This window comes from Streptomyces sp. NPDC012637, assembly GCF_042954805.1.
GTDB lineage: Bacteria > Actinomycetota > Actinomycetes > Streptomycetales > Streptomycetaceae > Streptomyces.
In genome coordinates, this window is the sequence record NZ_JBIBDS010000008.1 from 171,844 (window position 1) to 194,104 (window position 22,261).

16 protein-coding genes are annotated in these 22,261 nt (G+C 74.0%); 9 read left to right on the top strand and 7 right to left on the bottom strand.

Translation table 11 applies throughout. The features are described 5' to 3' along the window. The first annotated feature begins 34 nt into the window (after positions 1 to 34). The 4 genes from ACFY8W_RS29240 (at position 35) to ACFY8W_RS29255 (ending at position 6,761) form a co-directional block, all read left to right on the top strand. Positions 35 to 2,464 (top strand): tetratricopeptide repeat protein, encoded by a 2,430-nt coding sequence (locus ACFY8W_RS29240; protein ID WP_391112203.1) that lies wholly within the window; start codon positions 35 to 37, stop codon positions 2,462 to 2,464. Positions 2,465 to 2,466: 2 nt separating this feature from the next. Continuing rightward, the gene (locus ACFY8W_RS29245; protein ID WP_391112206.1) at positions 2,467 to 3,921 is read left to right on the top strand and encodes a protein phosphatase 2C domain-containing protein; all 1,455 of its coding nucleotides are present in this window, start codon (positions 2,467 to 2,469) and stop codon (positions 3,919 to 3,921) included. Positions 3,922 to 4,045: 124 nt separating this feature from the next. Further along, positions 4,046 to 5,371: a VWA domain-containing protein gene (locus tag ACFY8W_RS29250; protein WP_391111460.1), complete on the top strand. Its 1,326-nt coding sequence runs from the start codon at positions 4,046 to 4,048 to the stop codon at positions 5,369 to 5,371. Between the two features lie 40 nt (positions 5,372 to 5,411). Then, a complete protein-coding gene (locus ACFY8W_RS29255; RefSeq protein ID WP_391111463.1) occupies positions 5,412 to 6,761 on the top strand; it encodes an FHA domain-containing protein in 1,350 nt (449 codons plus the stop codon). A 45-nt stretch (positions 6,762 to 6,806) separates the two neighbouring features. Here ACFY8W_RS29255 and ACFY8W_RS29260 read toward each other — a convergent pair whose 3' ends face one another. Beyond that, complete coding sequence (locus ACFY8W_RS29260) at positions 6,807 to 7,784, bottom strand: methyltransferase domain-containing protein (RefSeq protein ID WP_391111466.1); 978 nt, start codon at positions 7,782 to 7,784, stop codon at positions 6,807 to 6,809. Between the two features lie 112 nt (positions 7,785 to 7,896). Here ACFY8W_RS29260 and ACFY8W_RS29265 point away from each other — a divergent pair, with 112 nt between their 5' ends. The 5 genes from ACFY8W_RS29265 to ACFY8W_RS29285 all read left to right on the top strand — a co-directional run bounded on the left by ACFY8W_RS29265 (position 7,897) and on the right by ACFY8W_RS29285 (position 16,492). Next, on the top strand, positions 7,897 to 8,301 hold the full coding sequence (locus ACFY8W_RS29265) for a globin (protein ID WP_391111469.1): 405 nt from the start codon (positions 7,897 to 7,899) through the stop codon (positions 8,299 to 8,301). A gap of 205 nt (positions 8,302 to 8,506) precedes the next feature. Then, positions 8,507 to 11,809: an FtsX-like permease family protein gene (locus tag ACFY8W_RS29270; protein ID WP_391111472.1), complete on the top strand. Its 3,303-nt coding sequence runs from the start codon at positions 8,507 to 8,509 to the stop codon at positions 11,807 to 11,809. A gap of 62 nt (positions 11,810 to 11,871) precedes the next feature. Continuing rightward, complete coding sequence (locus ACFY8W_RS29275; RefSeq protein ID WP_391111474.1) at positions 11,872 to 14,655, top strand: FtsX-like permease family protein; 2,784 nt, start codon at positions 11,872 to 11,874, stop codon at positions 14,653 to 14,655. Further along, positions 14,652 to 15,620, top strand: coding sequence for an ATP-binding cassette domain-containing protein (locus tag ACFY8W_RS29280; protein ID WP_391111477.1), 969 nt, complete (start codon positions 14,652 to 14,654; stop codon positions 15,618 to 15,620). Before ACFY8W_RS29275 ends, ACFY8W_RS29280 begins: the two co-directional genes overlap by 4 nt. Positions 15,621 to 15,883: 263 nt before the next feature. Next, positions 15,884 to 16,492: a hypothetical protein gene (locus tag ACFY8W_RS29285; protein ID WP_391111480.1), complete on the top strand. Its 609-nt coding sequence runs from the start codon at positions 15,884 to 15,886 to the stop codon at positions 16,490 to 16,492. On the opposite strand, the gene ACFY8W_RS29290 is transcribed toward ACFY8W_RS29285, so the two are convergent. From ACFY8W_RS29290 to ACFY8W_RS29315, 6 genes are all read right to left on the bottom strand, one after another. Then, positions 16,473 to 16,880 carry a GNAT family N-acetyltransferase gene (locus tag ACFY8W_RS29290; RefSeq protein ID WP_391111482.1) on the bottom strand — a complete coding sequence of 136 codons (408 nt, stop codon included), beginning with the start codon at positions 16,878 to 16,880 and terminating at the stop codon, positions 16,473 to 16,475. The genes ACFY8W_RS29285 and ACFY8W_RS29290 overlap by 20 nt on opposite strands. Continuing rightward, entirely contained in the window at positions 16,877 to 17,554 is a 678-nt protein-coding gene (locus tag ACFY8W_RS29295) for a hypothetical protein (RefSeq protein WP_391111485.1), read from the bottom strand. The genes ACFY8W_RS29290 and ACFY8W_RS29295 overlap by 4 nt, the downstream gene beginning before the upstream one ends. Next, positions 17,551 to 17,976, bottom strand: coding sequence for a thioesterase family protein (locus tag ACFY8W_RS29300; protein ID WP_391111488.1), 426 nt, complete (start codon positions 17,974 to 17,976; stop codon positions 17,551 to 17,553). The genes ACFY8W_RS29295 and ACFY8W_RS29300 overlap by 4 nt, the downstream gene beginning before the upstream one ends. Before the next feature lie 7 nt (positions 17,977 to 17,983). After that, positions 17,984 to 19,648, bottom strand: a complete 1,665-nt coding sequence (ettA, locus tag ACFY8W_RS29305; protein WP_391111490.1) for an energy-dependent translational throttle protein EttA — start codon at positions 19,646 to 19,648, stop codon at positions 17,984 to 17,986. 284 nt (positions 19,649 to 19,932) lie between these two features. Continuing rightward, positions 19,933 to 21,369 carry a Cys-Gln thioester bond-forming surface protein gene (locus ACFY8W_RS29310; RefSeq protein ID WP_391111492.1) on the bottom strand — a complete coding sequence of 479 codons (1,437 nt, stop codon included), beginning with the start codon at positions 21,367 to 21,369 and terminating at the stop codon, positions 19,933 to 19,935. A gap of 264 nt (positions 21,370 to 21,633) precedes the next feature. Next, the gene (locus tag ACFY8W_RS29315; protein ID WP_391111495.1) at positions 21,634 to 22,239 is read right to left on the bottom strand and encodes a single-stranded DNA-binding protein; all 606 of its coding nucleotides are present in this window, start codon (positions 22,237 to 22,239) and stop codon (positions 21,634 to 21,636) included. Positions 22,240 to 22,261 lie beyond the last annotated feature (22 nt).

The following is a 22,261-nucleotide window of genomic DNA, read 5'->3' on the forward strand; positions in this document are numbered from 1 at the left end:
TCAGCGTCCGTCGTGCGAGGGCTCGTACGAGGACATGGGCGGCGGCGAGCTGTACTGCGACACCTGCGGTCTCGCCCCGGTCGTCGCGGCCGGGGGCATGCTGCAGGCGACGCGTACCGGGATGGCGGTGGCCGGCACCGGACGCGGGGGCGACTCCGGCCGCTCGGCCTCGTCCGCGTCGTCGCGCGTGTCCTCGCGCTCGGCCCGGTCCTCGGCGTCCCGGCGTTCGGTGTCGGGGCGGCTCTCGCGTTCGCTGTCGGGGCCGAGCGGCCCGTCCCGTTCGGTGTCGGTGCGCAGTTCGGGCTCGACCGGCGGCCAGTCGGGGCGAGGCCGGCTCGGCGCCGGCCTGGTCGCGGTACCGGAGGTGCCGCGGCCCGACCCGCGGGCCGCGGTGATGGAGAAGGCGGAAGTACCCGAGAGGAAGCGTTTCTGCTCCCGCTCGGACTGTGGCGCCCCGGTGGGCCGTTCGCGCGGTGACCGGCCGGGCCGCACCGAGGGCTTCTGCACCAAGTGCGGCCACCCGTACTCCTTCGTGCCGAAGCTGCGCGCCGGAGACGTCGTCCACGGGCAGTACGAGGTGGCGGGCTGTCTCGCCCACGGCGGTCTCGGCTGGATCTACCTCGCCGTGGACAAGGCGGTCTCGGACCGCTGGGTGGTCCTCAAGGGCCTGCTCGACACCGGCGACCAGGACGCCATGGCCGCGGCCATCTCCGAGCGCCGCTTCCTCGCGGAGATCGAGCACTCCAACATCGTCCGCATCTACAACTTCGTCGAGCACCTGGACCAGCGCACCGGCTCCCTGGACGGCTACATCGTCATGGAGTACGTGGGCGGCAAGTCCCTCAAGGAGATCGCCAACGAGCGGCGCACCCCCGACGGCCGGCGCGACCCGCTGCCGGTCGAGCAGGCCTGCGCCTACGGCATCGAGGCCCTGGAGGCCCTCGGTCACCTGCACAGCCGCAACCTGCTGTACTGCGACTTCAAGGTCGACAACGCGATCCAGACCGAGGACCAGCTCAAGCTCATCGACATGGGCGCGGTCCGGCGGATGGACGACGACGAGTCCGCCATCTACGGCACCGTCGGCTACCAGGCGCCGGAGGTCGCCGAGGTCGGCCCCTCGGTGGCGAGCGACCTGTACACGGTGGCGCGCACCCTGGCCGTGCTCACCTTCGACTTCCAGGGCTACACCAACGTCTTCGTCGACTCGCTGCCCGAGCCGGACGGCATCGACGTCTTCCGTACGTACGAGTCCTTCTACCGCTTCCTCGTGCGGGCCACCGACCCCGACCCGGCCCGCCGGTTCGGCTCCGCGCAGGAGATGGCCGAGCAGCTGACCGGCGTGCTGCGGGAGGTCGTCGCGCTCCAGTCCGGCCGGCCCCGGCCCGCCCTGTCGACGCTGTTCGGCGCCGAGGTGCGGGTCACGGACACCGAGCTGTTCGAGGAGCTCACCGAGGACGCGTCGGTGCTCGGCGCACGGGAGCGGCGACGCGGCAGGAAGACGCTGCCGACGTCGGTCAACGGCCGGGCCGGGAGCTTCCTGCGCCCGTTCGACGTGGCCGCGACGGCGCTCGCGCTGCCGGTGCCGCGGGTCGATCCGGCCGATCCCAACGCCGGTTTCCTCGCCGGTCTGCTCGCCGCCGCGCCCGCCGAGCTGATCACCGCGCTGCACGCGGCGCCGGTCAGCTCGCTCGAACTGCGGCTCCGCGAGCTGCGGGCGCGCCTGGAGATGGGCGACCTGGGGGCGGCCGGTCGTTCGCTCGAGGACCTGGAGCACGGCTACGCGGACGACTGGCGGGTGGTCTGGTACCGGGGCGTGACCTCGCTGGTCGGCGGCGACCGGGAGATCGCGGCGGTCTCCTTCGACGCGATCTACGACGCCTTCCCCGGCGAGCCGGCGCCCAAGCTGGCACTCGGCGTCTGTGCCGAGCTGCTCGGCCAGCTGGACAACGCGGCGGAGTACTACCGCCTGGTGTGGGCGACCGACCCCAGCTACGTCAGCGCCGCGTTCGGCCTGGCCCGGGTGCAGCTCGCGGCCGGCGACCGGGCGGGCGCGGTGCGCACCCTGGAGTCGGTGCCCGAGTCGTCCATCCACTACACGGCGGCCCGGGTCGCCGCCGTGCGGTCGCGGCTGCGCCGCCGGCCGGCCAACGAGCCGCTGGGCGCCGATCTGACCGCCGCGGCGGCGCAGGTCTCCGCGCTGCAGGGCTTCGGCCTCGACGCGGTGCGGCGTGAACAGCTGTCGACGGAGGTGCTCGGCACGGCGCTCGACTGGGTGCTGTCCGGGAGCCCCGGCGCGGGCCCGGCCGGCACGGCGCTGCTGGGCAGCGAACTGGACGAGCGCGGACTGCGCTTCGGCCTCGAACGCTCGTACCGGGTGCTCGCCCGGCTCGCGCAGCGTGGCGAGGAGAGGATCGAACTGGTGGAGCGGGCCAACCGCTTCCGCCCCAGGACGTGGGTGTGAGTATGTCGTTGAAGCCCAAGCCGCCGCACCCCCTGGGGAACTGCCCCGGCTGCGCGGAGCCGCTCGAGTCGGGTGACCGGTTCTGCGGCGCGTGCGGCTTCGACCTGTCGGCCGCCGAGGTGCCCGACCGGCCGACGGTGCCGATCGCGCTGCCCGTGGAGTGGCCGGAGCCGCCGCCCCGGGACCCGCAGTCGCTGACGACGGCCACCCAGCACCCCGGCGATCTGCCCGGCACCGACTCGGGCGGCCGGGACCTGCCGACGCTCCCGGTCCGCACGGACGAGGTGCCGGCGGCCCCGGCTGCCGAAGCGCCGGCCGGCCGGGCGCCTGCCGCCGCGGAGCCCGAGGCCGTCACGCCTTCGCCGGAGCCCGCCGCGCCATCGCCGGACCCTGCCGCGGCCTCGCCCGAGGCCGGCCCGGAGGCCGTACGGCCGTCGGCCGACGGGGACTTCACACTGCCCGCGCCCGATCCCCGGGCCGCACTGCGCGCCGAGGCCGCGGCCCCGTCGCCCGCCCCGTCGCCCGCCCCGGCACCGGCGGCCGGCGACGGGCGGAAGGTGTGCGTGGCCTGCCGGACCGGACGGGTCGACGACGACGGCTACTGCGAGCACTGCGGGCACGCCCAGCCACGGGACCGCGACCACATGGAGGAGGAGCTGCCGACGGTCGCCGCCGTCAGCGACCGCGGGCTGCGCCACCACCGCAACGAGGACTCCTTCGCCGTCGCGTCCGCCGCGCTCGCCGACGGCTCGCCCGCCGCGCTCGCCGTCGTCTGCGACGGCGTCTCCTCCGCGACCCGGCCCGACGAGGCGTCCGCCGCCGCCGCGTCCGCGGCGCGCGCGACGCTCATCACGGCGCTGCCCCGCGGCACCCACCCGCAGCAGGCCATGCAGGAGGCCATCGTGGCCGCCGCGGAGGCGGTCACCGCCCTGGCGGAGCGCGCGGAAGGCGAGCGGGAGCACCAGAACGCGCCGGCCTGCACCATCGTCGGCTCGATCGTCGCCGACGGACTGCTCGTCGTCGGCTGGGTCGGCGACAGCCGGGCCTACTGGGTGCCGGACGACCGCGGCACACCGCCCGCCCGGCTCACCGAGGACGACTCGTGGGCCGCGCAGATGGTGGCGGCGGGCCTGATGAGCGAAGCGCAGGCGTACGCGGACGAGCGCGCCCACGCGATCACCGGCTGGCTCGGCGCGGACAGCTACGAACTGGAGCCGCACACCGCCGCGTTCAAGCCGGACCGGCCGGGCGTGGTCGTGGTCTGCACGGACGGCCTGTGGAACTACGCGGAGGCCGCGGACGACATGGCCCGCATCCTGCCGCCGGACGCGGCCGAACGCCCGCTGCACGCCGCGCAGGTGCTCGTCGGCCACGCCCTCGACGGCGGAGGCCACGACAACATCACGGTCGCGCTGCTGCCGTTCACCCTTCCGTCGCCGGGGGCAGGACCGGCCTGACCGTCCGGTTCCGCCCCTCCACCCTTCCCGGCCTTCCTTCCCGTCCTTCTCTTCGTTTCCTTCGTTCCTTCCCTTCCTCTTCTTCCTTCTCCTTCTTCGCGTGAGCCGAGGAGCCGAATCACCCATGGCGAACTTCTCCAAGCCGACCGCGCCGCAGTTCTCGGTGGACGTGTACCAGAACGAGTTCCTGCCGGAGGGCGGGCGGGACGTCAACGCGATCGTCACCGTCACCGCCACCGGCGGCGGCACCGCCGGCTCGTACCGGCCGACCCCTGGCGGCTCCGCCGCCGTCGTCCTGATGCTCGACTGCTCGGGCTCGATGGACTACCCGGCGACCAAGATGCGCGGCGCCCGCGAGGCGACCGCCGCCGCGATCGACACCCTGCGCGACGGCACCTCCTTCGCCGTCGTCGCCGGTACGCACGTGGCGAAGGAGGTCTACCCGGGGAACGGGCGGCTCGCCGTCGCCGACGCCCGCACCCGCGCCGAGGCGAAGGACGCGCTGCGCGGGCTGAGCGCGGGAGGCGGCACCGCCATCGGCACCTGGCTGCGGCTCGCCGACCGGCTGCTCTCCTCCGCCGACGCCGCCATCCGGCACGGCATCCTGCTCACCGACGGCCGCAACGAACACGAGGCGCCGGCCGCGCTGCGCGCCGCCCTGGACGCCTGCGCGGGCCGGTTCACCTGTGACGCCCGCGGCGTCGGCACCGACTGGGAGGTCGAGGAGGTCAAGGGCATCGCGCGGGCGCTGCTCGGCACCGCCGACATCGTCGCCGACCCGGCCGGTCTCACCGCCGACTTCACGACGATGATGGAGCACGCCATGGGCAAGGAGGTCGCGGACGTCGCGCTGCGCCTGTGGACCCCGGTCGGCGTGGAGATCGGCTTCGTGAAGCAGGTCGCGCCCACGGTCGAGGACCTGACGGGCCGGCGCACCGAGGCGGGCCCGCGAGCCGGCGACTACCCGACCGGCTCGTGGGGCGACGAGTCCCGCGACTACCACGTGTCGGTACGGGTCCCGCAGGCGGCGGTCGGCCAGGAGATGCTGGCCGCCCGGGTCTCGCTGATCGTCCCGGACCCGGCCGGCGGCGCCCCGACCACGCTGTCCCAGGGGCTGGTACGCGCGGTGTGGACGGACGACATGGTGATGTCCACCGCGATAAGTCCGCAGGTCGCGCACTACACGGGTCAGGCCGAGCTCGCCGACGCCATCCAGGAGGGCCTCGACGCCCGCAAATCGGGTGATTACGACGGTGCGACGGCGAAGCTCGGGCGAGCCGTGCAGCTCGCGGCGGCCTCCGGCAACGCCGATACCGCGAAACTCCTTTCGAAGGTGGTGGACGTGGTCGACGCCGCGACGGGTACTGTGCGTTTGAAGGCGAAGGTCGCGGAAGCGGACGAGATGACTCTCGAGACGCGCTCCACCAAGACCGTTCGCGTGAAGAAGTAGGCCCGTCAGGGCGAGGACGACGAGAGGGGGAAGCACCGACATGCCGACCTGCCCGAACGGACACCAGTCGGTCTCCGACGACTGGTGCGAGGTCTGCGGCCACCGCATGGCGGCCGGGGCGGGCGCGCCGACGGGTGCCGTACCGCCGCCTCCCCCGCCGCCGCCCGCGTACGGATACCCCGGCCCCGGTGGCCCGGGCGGCCCGGCCGGTCCGGGTGCCCCGGTCCCGCCGCCGGCCGCGCCGGGCGGCTTCGCCCCGGGCGGCGACCCGAACGCCACCGCCCACGCCGAGCTGTGCCCGCAGTGCCGCACCCCGCGCGAGCACATGGCGCCGTTCTGCGAGGAGTGCCGCTGGAACTTCCTCACGAACACGGCGACCTCGTACACGCCGATCGCCCCGTCGCACGCGGCGCGCCCGCCGGCCGCACCGCAGGGCCCGGGACCGCAGGGAAGCGGTCCGCAGGGACCCGGTCCGCAGGGTCCGCCGCCCGGTCTCAACCTGCCGCCCGGCTTCCAGTCGCCGCCGCGACCCGCGCAGCCCCAGCACCCGGACGCGTTCGACTACCAGGGCTCGCGTCCGTCCCAGGTGAACCGTCCCGCCGAGCCGCTGGGCGCCGACCCGACCCATCACCAGGCGCCGCCGCAGCGCCCGCCGATGCCCGCGCCGCCGCAGGCGCCTCAGGCACCTCAGGCGTTCCCGGCCGCGCCGGCGCCGCCGGCCCCGCCGCAGCCGCGCGCGGACGACGACTGGATGCTGCCGCCGCCCTCGCAGGCGCAGCACCCCGCGCCGCCCGCACCACCCGCGCCCGCGCCCGTACCGCAGGGTCCGCCGCCGGTGCCGGGCACCGGCCAGTACCCGGGCCAGGGTCCGGCTCCGGCTCCGGTTCCGCCCCCGGCCCCCGCTCCGGCTCCGGCTCCGGCTCCGGCTCCGGCTCCGGCTCCTCAGGGTCCGCCGCCGCAGTTCGCCCAGCAGCCGCACCCGCAGGCCGGCTGGACCGCGGTGATCGGCCCCGACCGCGAGTACTTCATGGCGATGATGCACCGCAGCGGCCCGGAGGCCTCGGGGCTCAACCTGCCCGCGTACTCCCCCGAGCAGCACGTCCCGCTCCAGGGCAACCAGATCAGCATCGGCCGCCGTCGGCACTCCACCGGCGAGTCGCCCGACATCGACCTGTCGGTGCCGCCGGAGGACCCGGGCGTGTCGCACCAGCACGCGGTGCTCGTGGCGCAGCCGGACGGCTCGTGGGCGGTGGTGGACCAGAACTCCACGAACGGCACCACGATCAACGGCTCGCCCGACCCGATCCAGCCGTACGTGCCGGTGCAGCTCCAGGACGGCGACCGGGTGCACGTCGGCGCCTGGACGACGATCACCGTCCGCCGGGGTTAGAAACACACGGAGGCACACGGAGGGATCGCCTCCAGGGCCTGGGCCCTAGAGGTCCGGCAGGGGCCAGGCGTACGGACCTTCGGGGTCGTCGAGCCAGGCCCACTGCCGCCCGCCGCTCACCGTCACACCGAAGCGCTCCCGCTCCGGCCGCCGTTCGCGCTGCCAGAGCGAGAGCGCTTCGCGCGTTCCGAGTTCCTCGCCGGCGAGGCCGGCCAGGAACTCGAAGCGCTCGTCGTCGTACACCCGCCGCGGGAGCCCGCCGGTGCGCCGCCGCGAGGGCCGGGCGGCGCCGCCCCGCAGGGCGACGAAGTACGCGGAGGTGGCCAGGAACCGTCCCTCGGCGTGGTCCGGGCCGTGCACGGACAGCAGGAGGAGACCGGTCGAGAGCGGCGTGAGGATCCGGGCGCCGGCCCTGCACTGCGCGAGCCAGGCGTACGGGACCGACGGCATCGCGCAGGTCGCCACGATCCGGTCGTACGGAGCGTGCTCGGGGCAGCCGCGGGCGCCGTCCCGGGTGATCACGGCCGGCCGGTACCCGGCGGCGGCGAGATGGGTACGGGCGGACTCGGTGATCTCCTCGTCCAGGTCGACGGTGGTGACGTGGGCGTCGCCGAGGCGGTGGCAGAGCAGGGCCGCGTGGTAGCCGGTGCCGGCACCGATCTCCAGGACGTCGTGGCCTTCGCGGACGTCGAGCGCCTCCAGCATCCGCGCCATGAGGGAGGGCTGGCTGGCGGAGGAGAGCAGCTCGCCGTCCCTGACCCGGGTGGCGAGGGCGCCGTCCCGGTAGGCCCCGCGCAGCCAGCGGGTGCGGCGCGCGGGGTCGGGGTCGCCGGACCAGAGGCGTTCGTAGCCGCCGGGTCCGGGGACGTAGTAGGAGGGCACGAAGAGGTGGCGCGGGACCCGGGCGAAGGCCTCCCGCCAGGCGGAGTCGCGCAGGGCGCCGTAGGCCTCGATCTCGCGCACCATCGCCCGCCGGGCCCGCGCGCCCTCCTCGGCGAACTCGTCGGCGAACTCGTCGCGCATGGCTCCACTCTCCTGCGCGGCACCCGCTTCCGGCCACCGGTCGCATCCGGCCACTGTCGGGGAGAGTCCTGGACCTCCGGTCCTCCGCCGGGGCATCTGAGACGATGGAACGGTGAACGATATTCCGCGCGGCACGCTTCAGGAGCAGACCTTCTACGAGCAGGTGGGTGGCGAGGAGACCTTCCGCCGCCTGGTCCGGCGCTTCTACGAGGGCGTCGCCGAGGACCCGCTGCTGCGGCCGATGTATCCGGAGGAGGACCTGGGTCCGGCCGAGGAGCGGCTCGCGCTGTTCCTCATGCAGTACTGGGGCGGTCCTCGCACCTACAGCGACCACCGCGGTCACCCCCGGCTGCGGATGCGGCACGCTCCCTTCACGGTGGACCGGGCGGCGCACGACGCGTGGCTGCGGCACATGCGGGACGCGGTGGACGGGCTGGGACTCGCGCCGGAGCTGGAGCAGCAGCTGTGGCACTACCTCACGTACGCCGCCGCCTCCATGGTCAACACCGCGGACTGACCGGGTCCGGACCGTCCGAAGTGACCCGACTGACCGCCCGCTCACGGACGAACACATTCCGGCGACCGAGCCCCGAATAACGGTCACGATCGCGTCAAGGTGGGTCCGAAAGCGGTTACCGGATCCGATGCCCTCTGAAAGCATCCGATGAACGTTCGAAAGTGAACGATCGTGGTTCATCGCGGTGTTTCCAGGGGGGAATCGGGTGACGGGTTTCGTACTCCTACGAGTCAGGGCGCACCGTCTCCTCCTCTCCGCGGCCCTCCTCGCCGTCCTCCTCACCACCTCCGTCCTCGCCACCCTGGCCGGCTTCTCGGCCTCCATCGGCGACGCCGCCCTCCGGAGCACCCTCACGGGCCGCTCCGCGCCCGCCGCCACGCTCGTCGTCACCGGCCGGATACCCGCCGACCGGCGGGCGAGCGCCGACGCCGCCGCCCGCGCCGGCGCCGACCGGACCTTCGCCGGGCTGCCGGTCACCGTCCGCAAGCTGGAGACCTCCGGCCCGTACGCGCTGCCCCGCTCGCTCCAGCCGCCCGCGGCCCGCGCGGGCGAGCCCGACCTCACCCAGTTCGCCGCGCTCGACCGCTCGCGGATCACGCTGGTCAGCGGCGCCTGGCCGAAGGCCGCCGGCCCGCGCGACGCCGTCGAGAGCGCGGTGCCCGAGGAGGCCGCCCGCCGCCTGAAGGTGGCCCCGGGCACCGTCCTCGAGCTCACCGACCGGCTCACGGGCACGACCGTGACGACCCGGATCACCGGCGTCTACCGGCCCGTCGACATCGCCGACCTCTACTGGCAGCTCGACCCGGCGGCCGGCCGCGGCGTGAAGACCCTCGTCTTCACCACGTACGGACCGCTGCTCGCCGACCCCGCCGTCCTCGGCTCCGGCCGGCTCACCACCGGCGACACCTCCTGGCTCGGCGTCGCCGACTACACCGGTCTCACCACCGACCGGATGGCCGACCTGCGCGCCGCCGCGACCGAGGGGCCCGAGGAACTGCTCGCCGACACCGCGGGCTTCGGCACCACCGTCAACGCCGCCACCTCGCTCCCGACCGTCCTGGACCGCACCGACCGGGCCCTGCTGGTCTCCCGCTCCACGCTGTCCATCGTCGCGGTGCAGCTGGTGCTGCTCGCCGCGTACGCGCTGCTGCTCGTCGCCCGGCTGCTCAGCACCGAACGCTCCGGCGAGACCGACCTGCTGCGGGCCCGCGGCGCCTCGCGCCGCCGGATCGCCGGACTCGCCACCGCCGAGGCGCTGCTGCTCGCACTGCCCGCCGCCGTCGCCGCGCCGCTGCTCGCGGGCCCGCTGACCCGGCTGATCGCCGACCGGTCCACGCTCGACGCGCTCGGCGGCAGCCTCGGCGTCGTTCCCCCGCCGACGGTCTGGCTGGTGGCCGCCGCGGTCGCGCTGTGCTGCGCCGCCGCGGTCGTCGCCCCGGCGCTCGCGGCCGGGGACGGCGCCGCCGTGTCGCTGCGCAAGGGGCGCGGCACCGCCCTGCCCGCGCCCGTCCGGGCCGGCGCCGACATCGGTCTGCTGCTCGTCGCGGGCGTCGCCTACTGGCAGCTCGACCGGCAGACCGGCGACGGCGGCGGCGCGCTCGCCGGGGACCGCTCCGGCGGTCTCGGCGTCGACCCGCTCCTGGTGGCCGCCCCGGCGCTCGCCCTGCTCGCCGGCACCGTCCTCACGCTGCGTCTGCTGCCGCCCGCGGCCCGGCTCGCCGAGCGGCGCGCGGCCGGCGGCCGGGGGCTGCCGGCGGCCCTCGCGGGCTGGCAGTTCAGCCGCCGGCCGCTGCGCGGCGCCGGCCCGGTGCTGCTGCTCGTGCTCTCCGTCGCCATGGGCATGCTCGCGATCGGCCAGCGCGACTCCTGGGACCGCTCGCAGCGCGACCAGGCCGACTTCCGTACCGGCGCGAGCGTACGGGTGCTGAGCGCGGGCCCCGGCGAGCTCGCCCAGACCGAACGCCTCGCGGCCACGGCGGGCGTCCGCGGCGCGGCGCCCGTGCACCGCGGCAGCACCGACCTCGGCGGCCGCAACGCCACCGTGCTCGCGATGGACACCCGGCGGGCCGCCGACGGCATGCTCTTCCGTCCCGACCTCGCGGACGGCTCGCCCGCCGAGCGCCTCGCCGCCGTGCGGCCGAAGGCCGGGCCGCGCCCGGGCGTCGCGCTGCCCGGGGGCACCCGGGCCCTGTCGCTCGACCTGCGCACCACCGCGCCACGCGGAACCCCGCCCGCCCGGGTCACCGTCGTCCTGGAGGACGGCTACGGCGTCCCGTACCGCCGGCTGCTCGGCAGCCTCCCGGCCGACGGGAGCACCCACCGGCTCCAGGTCGCCCTGCCCGAACTGGCCGACGCCACCGGCTTCGTCCTGACCGGTGTCGAGGCCGGCGGACAGGCGGCCGCCGGCGGCGGCTCCCACGCGCTCGCCGTCGAGGGCGTCGGCACGACCGGCGCCGACGGCGCCCGGCGGCCGGTCGACACCCGCGGCTCGCTCGCCGCCTGGACCGGCGACTACACGGCCGAACGCGACAACGGCGAGGTCACGGCCGTCGCCGTGCGCGGCGGGTCCACCGCCGGCACCCTCCTGAGCATGCCCTTCGTCGTCGGCGCGAACGAGGCCGGCCCGGGCACGGACGGCTACACGCTGACGCTGTCCGCCCCGCGCGGCGTCCGGCCGGAGACGGTGCCGGCGCTCGCCACCGACGCGTTCCTCACCGCCGCCCGGGCGAAGCAGGGCGACACCGTCAACGTCGGCTTCGGCGGCTCGCTCCTGAAGGTGCGGATCGCCGCGGTCGTCCGCGAGCTGCCCACCACCGGCCTCGGCGCCCGCGCCGTCAGCGCGGGCGCGCCCGACGCCGTGCCCGAGGACGGCGGTGCGCTCCTGGTCGACCTCCACACGGTCAACCGGGCCCTGTCGGGATCACCCGCCTCGATCCTGGCGCCCACCGAGTGGTGGCTCACCACCGAGCCGGGCAGGGCCGACGAGGTCGCCAGGACCCTCCGGTCCCGCACCGACGCCGACCCGGCGCTGGTGCTCGTACGGGACGAGGCCGCGGCCGAGCTGCTCGGCGACCCGCTCGGCGCGGGCCCCAACTCCGCGCTGATGGCCGTCGCGGCGGCAGCGGCAGCGCTCGCCGCGGTCGGCTTCGCCGTCTCCTCGGCCGGTTCGCTCCGAGAACGGTCCCGGGAGTTCGGGGTGCTGCGGGCGCTCGGCGCGCCACGCCGCCGGCTCGCCCGGCTGCTCGCCGCAGAACAGGGCCTGCTCGTCGGCATCGGGCTGCTCGTCGGCGTGGCGCTCGGCACCGTGCTCACCCGGGCGGTCGTCCCGCTGGTCGTGCTCACCGGTCAGGCCGAGCGTCCGGTGCCCGCCGTCCTGGTCGAACTGCCGCTCGCCCACGTGGCGTCGCTGCTCGCCGGAGTGGCCACGCTGCCGCTGGCGATCGTCGCGGTGATCGCGCTCCGCCGCACCGACCCGGCCGTCACCCTGCGCACCCAGGGGGACCAGTGACCCCGCCCGCCCCCGCCGCCCCGAAGCCGCCGTCCACCCCCGCTCGCGGAAGGGCGAACGCCATGCCCCGCAAGCCCGCCCGCTCCGTGGCCCCCTGGGTCCGTACCCGGCTGCGGACCGCCCCGGGCGCGGCACTCGCCTACGGTCTGCTCGTCCTCGTCACGGCCTTCCTCGCCGCGGCCCTGCCGCGCGCCGTCGACACGTACGAGACCGCGGGCCTGTGGCACGCCGTCGACACGGCCGAGCCCCGCAACAGCGCGCTGCTGCTGACCACCACCGTGCCGAGCAGCCTCGCACCGGAGGCGCGGCAGGCCGAGTTCGCACCGGACAAGCTCCGCACGACCCGCGACAGGCTGCTCCCGGCGCTTCCCACGCCGCTGCGCGCCGACCTCACGGACTCGGCGTACGGCGTGCGCACCACCAAGCGGATGTCCGCGCCCGAGCCGTGGCTGGCGCGGCCGGACGGCGTCGCACCCCAGTTCTTCCTCGACTCGCCCTCCGGCCTCACCGAGCACGCGAAGCTCACCGCCGGCCGCGCGCCCCGGATCGCCCCCGGCGGCGGCATGGAGGCGGCCGTCACCACGAGGACCGCCACGGCCCTCCGGCTGAAGGCCGGCTCCGTCGTCCACGTGCCCGGAGTCGACGGCGAACCGAAGCCGATCACCGTCACCGGCATCGTCGAGCCGCGCGACACCGACAGTCCCTACTGGTCGACCGACCCGGGCCTGCACACGCCGTTCCTCGCGGCCACGCCCGAGGCCGAGCCCCGCACCTACTGGGTGGGCACGCTGCTCCTGGCGCCCGAGAGCGCGCCCGGCACGGTCGGCACCCTCGGCGAACCCGAGAAGTACTGGCGGTTCACGCCCGACGTCCGCCACCTCACCGCCCAGGACACCGAACGCCTCACCGCCGCCCTCGGCTCCGCCGGCGACGGACCCGCCCTGGTGCAGCTGCGCGACATCCTCGGCGACGGCGGGGCCTTCGCCACCGACCTCGACGGGATCGTCGCCGGATACGCGGGCACCCGGGCCGCCATCGCCTCGGTCGTCGCCGTCGCCACCTTCGGCATCGGCGCGGTCGCGGCCGTCGTGCTCGCCATGACCGGCGGCCTCTTCACCACCCGCCGGCACGCCGAGCTCGCCCTGCTGCGCTCCCGCGGCGCGTCCCTGACCGGCATCGGCGTCCGGCTGCTCGGCGAGACCGCCGCGGTCGCCGTCCCCGCCGCCGCCCTCGGCCTGCTGCTCGCGCTGCTCCTCAGCGGCGGCGCCGGGGCCCGGCTCCTGCCCGCCTGCCTGGGTGCGGCGGGCGTCGCCGTGGTCGCCTCCCTGGTGCTTCCGCTCCGCGCGGTGTTCCTGCACCGGCGGCCCCGGCTGCACGGCGCGCGCGAGGACCTGATCACCGCCCGGCCCTCCGCACGCCGCACGATCGCCGAACTCACCTTCCTCGTCCTCGCGGTGGGCGCCGTCACCGCGCTGCGCCGCCGCGGCACCGGCGACGCCGGCGACCACCTGGTCAGCGCCGCGCCGGTGCTCGTCGGACTGATCGCCGCGTTCGTGCTCGTACGGCTCTATCCGCTGCCGCTGCGCTGGGCCGCCCGCCCCGCCCGCCGGCTGCGCGGCGCCGTCGGCTTCCTGTCGCTCGCCCGGGCCGGCCGCTCCGCGGCCTCCGGCACCCTGCCGCTGCTCGCCCTGCTGCTCGCGCTCACGACGGCCGCGTTCGGCGGTGCGGTGCTCTCCGGCGTCTCCGACGTCCGCGACCGGGCGGCCTACCGGGAGACCGGCGCGGACGCCCGGGTGGTCGGCGACCTGGCCTCGGCACCGCTGCCGGCCGGGGTCGCCGAGACGGTACGCGGCGTCGCCGGCGTCCGCGAGGTGTCGCCCGTACAGGTCGAGTACGGACTCGAACTGCCCTCCCACCGGGGCACCGCCGACCAGGGCATGGGCGCCCCGCTGATCGGCGTCGAGCCCGCCACGTACGCCCGGCTGGCCGCGCGGACCGGCTTCGGCGCGTTCCCGGCCGCCCTGCTGAAGTCCACCGGCACGGGCGGGCCCGGCCACGTCGGGAACACCACCCGGGTGGTCCCCGCGATCGCCTCGCCGCGGGTCGCCGAACGCCTCGGCGGCCGGCCCATGGAGATCATCGCAGCGGCCGGCCGGTTCCGTGTGAAGGTGGTCGCCGTCCGCGCCGCCACCCCGGCCCTGCCCGACAAGGACTTCCTCGTCGTCAACGGCGACGACCTCACCAACCGGGCCGCCACCTCGCTGCTCGTCACGGGCGGGACGGACGGCGCACTCGACGGCCGCGCCCTGCGGGCCGCGGTCACCGCGAAGGCCCGGAGCGTGCAGGTCGTCCTGCGCGAGGAGACGCGCGCCGGGTACGTCGACTCGCCGATGCAGACCGGCGCCGAACGCATCTACCCGGCCGCCATCGGCGCCGGCGCGGGCTTCGCCGTCCTCGCCGTGCTGCTCTCCCTGCTGCAGAGCGCGCCCGAGCGCACCACCCTGCTCGCCCGGCTGCGCACCATGGGCGTCACCCGCCGGCAGGGCCGGCGGCTGCTCGCCCTGGAGGCCCTGCCGCAGGCGCTGCTCGCGGCGGGCGGCGGCGCGCTGGTCGGCTGGGCGACGATCGCGCTGCTCTCGCCCGGCGTCGACCTGATCCGGCTGGCGCTGGCCGCCGCGCCGGACGAGGCGATGGCGCTGGGCACGGCGCTGCGCGCGGACGTCTGGTCGCTGGGCGTCCCGGCGGCCGGCGTGGTGGTCCTCACCGGCGCGGTGGCCGGTGTGCAGGCCTGGTGGGTGGCCCGCAGGGGCTCGGTCAAGGAACTCAGGGCAGGAGACGCACGATGACGACGACCTCGGAGACCTCCGGCACGACGACGCTGGAGGAGCTGGAGCGGCGGGCGACGGAGCGCCGGGACCGGCCCTCGTACGGCCATGACGCGCTGATCGCCTGCGACCGGCTGGTGCGGATCTTCACCACGGACGGGGTGGAGGTGCAGGCCCTCCAGGGTCTCGACCTGCTGGTGACGGAGGGCGAGTTGATGGCCCTGGTCGGCGCGTCCGGCTCGGGCAAGTCGACCCTGATGAACATCCTGGCCGGGCTCGACGTGCCCACCGCAGGCGCGGCCAAGGTCGCCGGCTGCGACCTGCTCGCCATGGACGGCAAGGCGCGGCTGCGCTACCGCCGCGAGGTCGTCGGCTTCGTGTGGCAGCAGACCGCGCGCAACCTCCTCCCGTACCTGACGGCCGCCCAGAACGTGGCGCTGCCGATGCAGTTGAAGGACGGGCGGAAGGGCGCGAAGCAGAAGGCGCGGCGGGCCGAGGAGCTGCTCGCGATGCTCGGCATCGCCGACTTCGCCGACCGGCGCCCGCACCAGCTCTCCGGCGGACAGCAGCAGCGCGTGGCCATCGCCGTCGCGCTCGCCAACAACCCGTCGGTGCTGCTCGCGGACGAGCCGACCGGCGAACTGGACTCGGCCACCGGCGAGCAGGTCTTCGCCGCGTTCCGCCGGGCCAACGAGGAGCTGGGCACGACGATCGTGATCGTCACCCACGACCAGGCGGTCGCCTCCGAGGTCCGCCGCACCGTCGCCATCCGCGACGGCCGCACCTCCTCCGAGGTACTGCGCCGCACCGAGGTCGACGAGGCGGGCCGGGAGTCCCTGGTGGCCCGGGAGTACGCGATGCTCGACCGGGCCGGCCGGCTCCAGCTGCCCGCCGACTACACCGAGGCGCTCGGCATGCGCCACCGGGTGGCCCTGGAGCTGGAGCAGGACCACATCGGGGTGTGGCCGGACGACGCGGAGGGCTGAGGCGGCCCGCCGCAACGCCGGTGGAACCGGGCACGCGACGGCGGCCGTCCCTCTAAGGGGGCGGTCGTCCCCCTCGGGGGCCGTGTGGAGGGCTTCCCTGTGGAGGGCTTCCCTGTGGAGGGCGTCCCTGTGGAGGGCGTCCCTGTGGAGGGCGTCCCTCTCGGGGGATGGCCGCATCCCCCTCCGGGATGCCAGTCGTCCGTCTTTCGCGACGGGCGGCCGTCCCTCTACGGGGGGGTACTGATGAGGCTTCGGAGGGTCCGATGAGAAAGGCCCTGTCGTACGCCGGCGCGCTGCTCGTTCCCGCCGCCGCCGGCGTCCTGCTGCACCTGTGGGCCGGCTGGAGCATGCGCAGCCCCGTGCGGACGTTCGCGGCCGTCCTCGCGGGCCTCGTCCTGACCGCCGTGGCCCTTCTCGCGCACAACAGCCTGTTCCGTGAGGGCGGCGGCGCCGGCGTCTTCGCGGTGTGCCTGCTCGTGGCGGGCCTGGGGTCGGTGTGGGTGGAGGCACGGGACTCGCGGGTCCGGGGCGCGGTCGCCGACTGCGTCGTGGCCGGCAAGGTCACGGTGACCCGGCACCCGACCTTCGGCGAGGGCGCGCCGCGGCCGAAGCAGCTGTTCCACCACCCGCTGGACTGCGACGGCGGGTACCCGAAGGAGTTCTCGGCCGAGGAGAAGATCGGCGACCGGGGCAAGCCGGTACGGATCGCCTACGACCCGGCCCACCGCATGGACCCGGTCCTGGCGAGCCGGAACACCGCCCACGGCTCACTGGTCCTGCCGTCGGTGCTGCTGGGGCTCTGCGCGGCGGCCTCGGCCTACGCGATCGCGGCGGAGGGCCGCGGCGACCGGGTCAGCGGCCGAGCGCCATGAGCCCGGCGGCGGTGGGCCGGAAGCCGCACCGCTCGTGGAAGCCCGTGAGGTGCGGCTCGAAGTCGACGTGCAGCCAGTGCGCCCCGCGCTCGCGCGCGGCCTCGGCGGCGGCCCGTACGAGCGCCACGCCGAGCCCCTTGCGGCGCTCGTCCGGGTGGACGGTCGTGTCGAGCAGGAACGCGTGCGCACCGCCGTCGCCGGCCACGTTCACGTAGCCGACGAGCCGCCCGTCCCGGCGTGCGGTGACGTGCAGCAGACGGCGGGCGAGGACCGGGGCGAAGTCGGTGTCCCGGTGCCCGGGCCAGGAGGCGTGGAAGAGCCCGTTCAGCTCGGGGCCGGTGAGCTCGGCGTCGACGAGGACGCTTATCCCGTCCGGTGCGGGGGTCACCGGGCGGCGCCCGGTGCCACGCTCAGCGGCATCGGGACGGTCCGCAGGGCGATCGAGCCGTACGGGGTGCGGAGCCGGAGCCACGGGCCGGAGGCGAAGAGCGCCACCGGAAGCTCCTCGTCGGGCAGCGGGGGCAGGAAGCCGAGCGACTGGGCCGCGTGCACGGCGCGCAGCGGCAGACCGGTGCCGGCCAGCGTCCGGGACCAGATCTCGCGGCCGATGCGGTCGCGCTCGGCGCGGGTGCGCCGCTCCTCGGGCAGGGCCTCGTCGCGGCCGCGGAACTCGGTCACGGCTGCGGCGACCGCGCCCCTCATCTCGGTGACGGGCGGCAGCCCGGCGACCGGCTCCCAGCCGCCGCGGGGCGGCAGGACCCCGGCCCACGGCGGGCCGGTGACGGTGTCGGGAACGACCGCCTTGCCCGCCGACTCCTCGATGCCTTCGAGGAGTTCGCCGGCAGAGACGGTCACGTCGAGGTCGACCGCGTCGACCAGCCGGGCCGTGCGGATCGCGAGGACCTCGAAGGACGGAGGACGGCCGAACACGGCGACCGCGCCGCCGCCGGCCTGGAGGCGGACGGCGGCGGCGCGGTCGTAGTGCAGCAGACGGCGCAGGAAGGCGGCGAGTCCCGCCGCCTCCCGGGCGTCGTCGAAGTGCAGCGGCGCGATGGCGGTCATGCTGCGGACGTCATCCCGTCGTCCATGTACTCCTTGAGGAACGACCGCTCCTCGTCGGAGATCCGCCGCGGGCGCTGCTCCTCCAGGTTGAACGGCACGACGACCGTCGACGCCCGTACGTACGTGACGTCGGGGTCCTTGATCTCGTACGCGATCGTCAGCGAGGCCGCGCCGATCTTCGTGACCCACGACTCGATGGTCACCGGCTGGTGCCGGTGGACCAGCGGCCGCAGGTAGTCGATCTCGTGACGGGCCACGACGGACCCGCCGGAGAACGACGGGCTCCCGTCGCCCGGCGCCAGCCGGAACATGAAGTCGATCCGCGCCTCCTCCAGATAGCGGAGGAAGACCACGTTGTTGACGTGGCCGAAGGCGTCCATGTCCGACCAGCGCAGGGGGCAGGAGTAGAGGTGCCGAGCCATGAACCGATCAGCCTCGGGTCAGCTTCTTGTAGGTGGCGCGGTGCGGACGGGTGGCGTCCGGGCCGAGCCGCTCGATCTTGTTCTTCTCGTACGACTCGAAGTTGCCCTCGAACCAGAACCACTTGGAGTCGCCCTCGTACGCCAGGATGTGCGTGGCGACCCGGTCGAGGAACCAGCGGTCGTGGGAGACGACCACGGCGCAGCCGGGGAACTCGAGGAGCGCGTTCTCGAGCGAGGACAGGGTCTCGACGTCGAGGTCGTTGGTCGGCTCGTCGAGGAGCAGCAGGTTGCCGCCCTGCTTGAGGGTGAGCGCCAGGTTGAGGCGGTTGCGCTCACCACCGGAGAGCACGCCGGCCGGCTTCTGCTGGTCCGGGCCCTTGAAGCCGAACGCGCTGACGTACGCGCGGGACGGCATCTCGACCTGGCCGACGTTGATGTAGTCCAGCTCGTCCGAGACGACCGCCCAGAGGGTCTTCTTCGGGTCGATGTTGGCGCGGCCCTGGTCGACGTACGAGATCTTGACCGTCTCACCGATCTTGATCTCGCCGGAGTCCGGGGTCTCCAGACCCTGGATCATCTTGAAGAGCGTGGTCTTGCCGGCGCCGTTCGGGCCGATGATGCCGACGATGCCGTTGCGCGGCAGGGTGAAGCTGAGGTCGTCGATGAGGACCTTGTCACCGAAGGCCTTGTTGAGGTTGTTCACCTCGACGACGACGGAGCCCAGGCGCGGGCCCGGCGGGATCTGGATCTCCTCGAAGTCCAGCTTCCGCATCTTCTCGGCCTCGGCGGCCATCTCCTCGTAGCGCGCGAGGCGGGCCTTGGACTTGGCCTGACGCCCCTTGGCGTTCGACCGCACCCACTCGAGCTCTTCCTTGAGGCGCTTCTGGCGCTTCTCGTCCTTCTTGCCCTCGACCTTGAGCCGCTCGGACTTCTTGGTGAGGTAGGTCGAGTAGTTGCCCTCGTACGGGATGGCGCGGCCGCGGTCGAGCTCGAGGATCCACTCGGCCACGTTGTCGAGGAAGTACCGGTCGTGGGTGATGGCCACCACGGTGCCCTTGTACTGGGCGAGGTGCTGCTCCAGCCAGTTCACCGACTCGGCGTCGAGGTGGTTGGTGGGCTCGTCGAGCAGCAGCAGGTCGGGGGCCTCGAGCAGCAGCTTGCAGAGCGCGACGCGGCGCTTCTCACCACCGGAGAGGTTGTTGACCGGCCAGTCGCCGGGCGGGCAGCCCAGAGCGTCCATGGCCTGCTCCAGCTGGGCGTCGAGGTCCCACGCGTTGGCGTGGTCCAGGTCGTCCTGGAGCTTGCCCATCTCCTCCATGAGCTCGTCGGTGTAGTTCGTCGCCATCTCTTCGGCGATCGCGTTGAACCGGTCGAGCTTGCCCTTGATCACGGCGACGCCGTCCTGGACGTTCTCCAGGACCGTCTTGGACTCGTCGAGCTTCGGCTCCTGCATGAGGATGCCGACGGAGAAGCCCGGGGTGAGGAACGCGTCACCGTTGGAGGGCTGCTCCAGACCGGCCATGATCTTCAGCACGGTGGACTTACCGGCACCGTTCGGGCCGACCACACCGATCTTCGCACCGGGCAGGAAGCTCAGCGTCACGTCATCGAGGATGACCTTGTCGCCGTGCGCCTTGCGCGTCTTGCGCATGGTGTAGATGTACTCAGCCAAGAGAAACCGTCCGGCAAAGAGTGAGTGGGCAGATAGACCCCATCTTGCCTGACCGGCCCCCCGAGGCGGAAACCAGTACTTCGGGGAGCGCCTGACCTGGGGGTTGTGCGGCGCTGGCGTGGCGGAACGGTCACGGTGCGTGGCGTGAAGGCGTGCGTGGTGGCGCGTGGCGTGCGGGCGCAGCCCGCAGGCAGGTGGGCTGCAGGCGGCAGCGCGACGGCCCCGCCGCGCGGTGCGCGGCGGGGCCGTTGCGTGTGGGCGCCCCTCAGGGCGGCCCGGGGGCCTTACTGGCCGGCCGCCTTCTTCTTGCGGAGGAAGAAGACCGCGCAGCCGCCGACCGCGAGGAGCGCGACGGCGATGCCGGCGATCATCGGGGTGGCGTTGGAGCTACCGGTCTCGGCGAGGTCGCCGCCACCGGTGGTGGAGCCGGAGGTGGTGCCACCGGTCGCCGGGGTCTGGGACGGCGACGGGGTGTCGGTCGGGGTCTCGGACGGCTTCGGGCCAGGCGTGGCCGTCTTGCAGTCGAGGACACCCTTGACGGTCTTCTCGAAGCCGTTCGGACCGGTGATCGTGAAGTTGTACTCGGCGTCCTCAGCGACCGGAACAGTGACCGTCTTGGATTCGCCGGCGGCGATCGAGTACTTCACGCCCTTCAGGTCGACATCCCAGGCCTCGTCACCCTTGTTGGAGACAGTGATGTCCACACCGCCCTTGGCGCAGTTCTCCTTGAAGTCGACGGCCGGGACGGCGCCCTGCTTGGCCCAGGTCGCGTCGAACTCGGCCTTGGCCGAGGTCTCGCTGCTACCGGCGAGGATCAGGGTCTGCTTGCGCTTCTCCGTGACGCTCGCGAAGGCGCGGCCGATGTTGACCTTCGTGCTGGCCTGCAGGCTCACCTTGGCGGAGCCGTCGGGAGTACCAGCCGGCACGTCGACATAGAGCTCGTCGCCGTCCTTGGCCGTGGTGACGGGCTTGCCGTCCTTGTCGACGACCTGAACACCCTTCGGGGCATCGGCGGCCAGGGAGACCGTGGCCGCACCCGAGGAGGCGTTGGTGCTCACCTTGGTCGGGCCGATGCGGGTGCCGGCCTTTCCGGCCAGCGAGGTCTTGGAGACACCCAGCGTGGCCGCCGGCTCGTCCAGGTCTTCGGCCTTTTCCGCCTTAGCGACGAGATAGTCGGTCAGCTGCTTGGCCTCGGCGTCCGTCGGAGCGGCCTCGACCTTGTCCGAGAAGTGCCAGATCGCCGCCTGGGTGGCCGCTGCAGCCTCGTTCTCGGTCAGGCCACCCTTGACGTTGGCCTTGGTCGCCAGCGCAGTCAGGTCGTCGACCTCAGGGTACGAGTTCTGCAGGATCCACCGGATCTTGCCCGCGTCCGCGTTGTTGTGGAGAGTCGACTCGTCCCAACCGACCTCCTTGTACTTCGTACCCGACTGGGTCGGCGTGAACAGGTCGATGCAGTAGGCCTTGAGCGAACCGCCGCCATTGACGTCGAGGTAGAACAGACCGCCCTTGTAAGTGTCGGTCTCGAGCTGCCCCTTGTCGTTCTTGACGGTGATGTTGATCTCACCCGACTCGGCAAGCCGTCCCAGCGTCGCGGCGACGCCGCCGCTGCTGCCCTCGGCCATCGCCGGTCCCGCGATGGCTATGGCACCCGCGGCGACGAGGCCCGAGACCACGGTCGCGGCGGTAAGGCGGGCAACGCCGCGCCTCCGTACAGAAAACATGGATTTCCCCTCCGTGCGGGCTGCTCCGCGTCATCGATCGATACGCGTGGGGGGAGCACCCGCTCAGCAAACTCACTTGACCCAAGACTCGCTGACCCACTGGAAGCAAGTGCCTCATGAGTACCCGGGAATCCTAGGGAGGGGGAAGACCCCGGTGTCCAGTCGTACGACCTGATAACCATTCCGACTCGAAATCGTTATCAACGGGGGAAGTTGACCGCGAAACCGCTGGTCACGGTATCGACAAATCCCCACAACGGAAGGTCAGGACACCGTTACCAGAGGGTAGTCGACCGCTGGAGTCCGTCCGCGTTCAGGGCGGGTGCCAGGGTCGGATTCAGGACCATTTTCGGCCCCGGGGCCCGGCCCAAGTGCAGGTGCAGGCGCGGGTTCAGGCCTGGAGCCAGGTCGGGATTTCGACACGGTTTCGGCGGCGAACGCGGACGCGGGACCGGAGGTCGGTGTCGAGGAATCCGGAATCCTCCATTCCGGTACGGGAGTTTCCGGATTCTGCCGTACCGAGCGGCGGAAAGCCGCCGTACCCCTCGTCAGGTCGTGGCCGACCGCGACCGCGTGGACGTCCACGAAGGTCTTCCGCCGGCCGTCGAGCTCCTCCTCCCGCACCTTCAACCTGCCGTGCACCACGAGCGGTTCGCCCACCGAGACCGAGGCCGCCAGATTCGCCCCCAGCGAGCGCCAGGCGGACACCGTGTAGAAGCTCGTGGAACCGTCCGTCCACACCGCCCGCTCCCGGTCCCAGCGGCGCGCGGTCACCGCGAAGCGGAAGCGCGCCACTCCGCCCGTGGCCGTCTCCCGGTACTCCACGTTCGTCGCCACGTTGCCCACCAGGGTCACCGTCGTCTCGTTCATCGCCCACATCTCCCGTTCGTCC

Coding starts and splice junctions, on each gene's coding strand:
- ACFY8W_RS29240 (WP_391112203.1), top strand. CDS start 35: ATGGGCGGCGGCGAGCTGTACTGCGACACCTGCGGTCTCGCCCCGGTC.
- ACFY8W_RS29245 (WP_391112206.1), top strand. CDS start 2,467: ATGTCGTTGAAGCCCAAGCCGCCGCACCCCCTGGGGAACTGCCCCGGC.
- ACFY8W_RS29250 (WP_391111460.1), top strand. CDS start 4,046: ATGGCGAACTTCTCCAAGCCGACCGCGCCGCAGTTCTCGGTGGACGTG.
- ACFY8W_RS29255 (WP_391111463.1), top strand. CDS start 5,412: ATGCCGACCTGCCCGAACGGACACCAGTCGGTCTCCGACGACTGGTGC.
- ACFY8W_RS29260 (WP_391111466.1), bottom strand. CDS start 7,784: ATGCGCGACGAGTTCGCCGACGAGTTCGCCGAGGAGGGCGCGCGGGCC.
- ACFY8W_RS29275 (WP_391111474.1), top strand. CDS start 11,872: ATGCCCCGCAAGCCCGCCCGCTCCGTGGCCCCCTGGGTCCGTACCCGG.
- ACFY8W_RS29280 (WP_391111477.1), top strand. CDS start 14,652: ATGACGACGACCTCGGAGACCTCCGGCACGACGACGCTGGAGGAGCTG.
- ACFY8W_RS29285 (WP_391111480.1), top strand. CDS start 15,884: ATGAGAAAGGCCCTGTCGTACGCCGGCGCGCTGCTCGTTCCCGCCGCC.
- ACFY8W_RS29295 (WP_391111485.1), bottom strand. CDS start 17,554: ATGACCGCCATCGCGCCGCTGCACTTCGACGACGCCCGGGAGGCGGCG.
- ACFY8W_RS29300 (WP_391111488.1), bottom strand. CDS start 17,976: ATGGCTCGGCACCTCTACTCCTGCCCCCTGCGCTGGTCGGACATGGAC.
- ACFY8W_RS29310 (WP_391111492.1), bottom strand. CDS start 21,369: ATGTTTTCTGTACGGAGGCGCGGCGTTGCCCGCCTTACCGCCGCGACC.
- ACFY8W_RS29315 (WP_391111495.1), bottom strand. CDS start 22,239: ATGAACGAGACGACGGTGACCCTGGTGGGCAACGTGGCGACGAACGTG.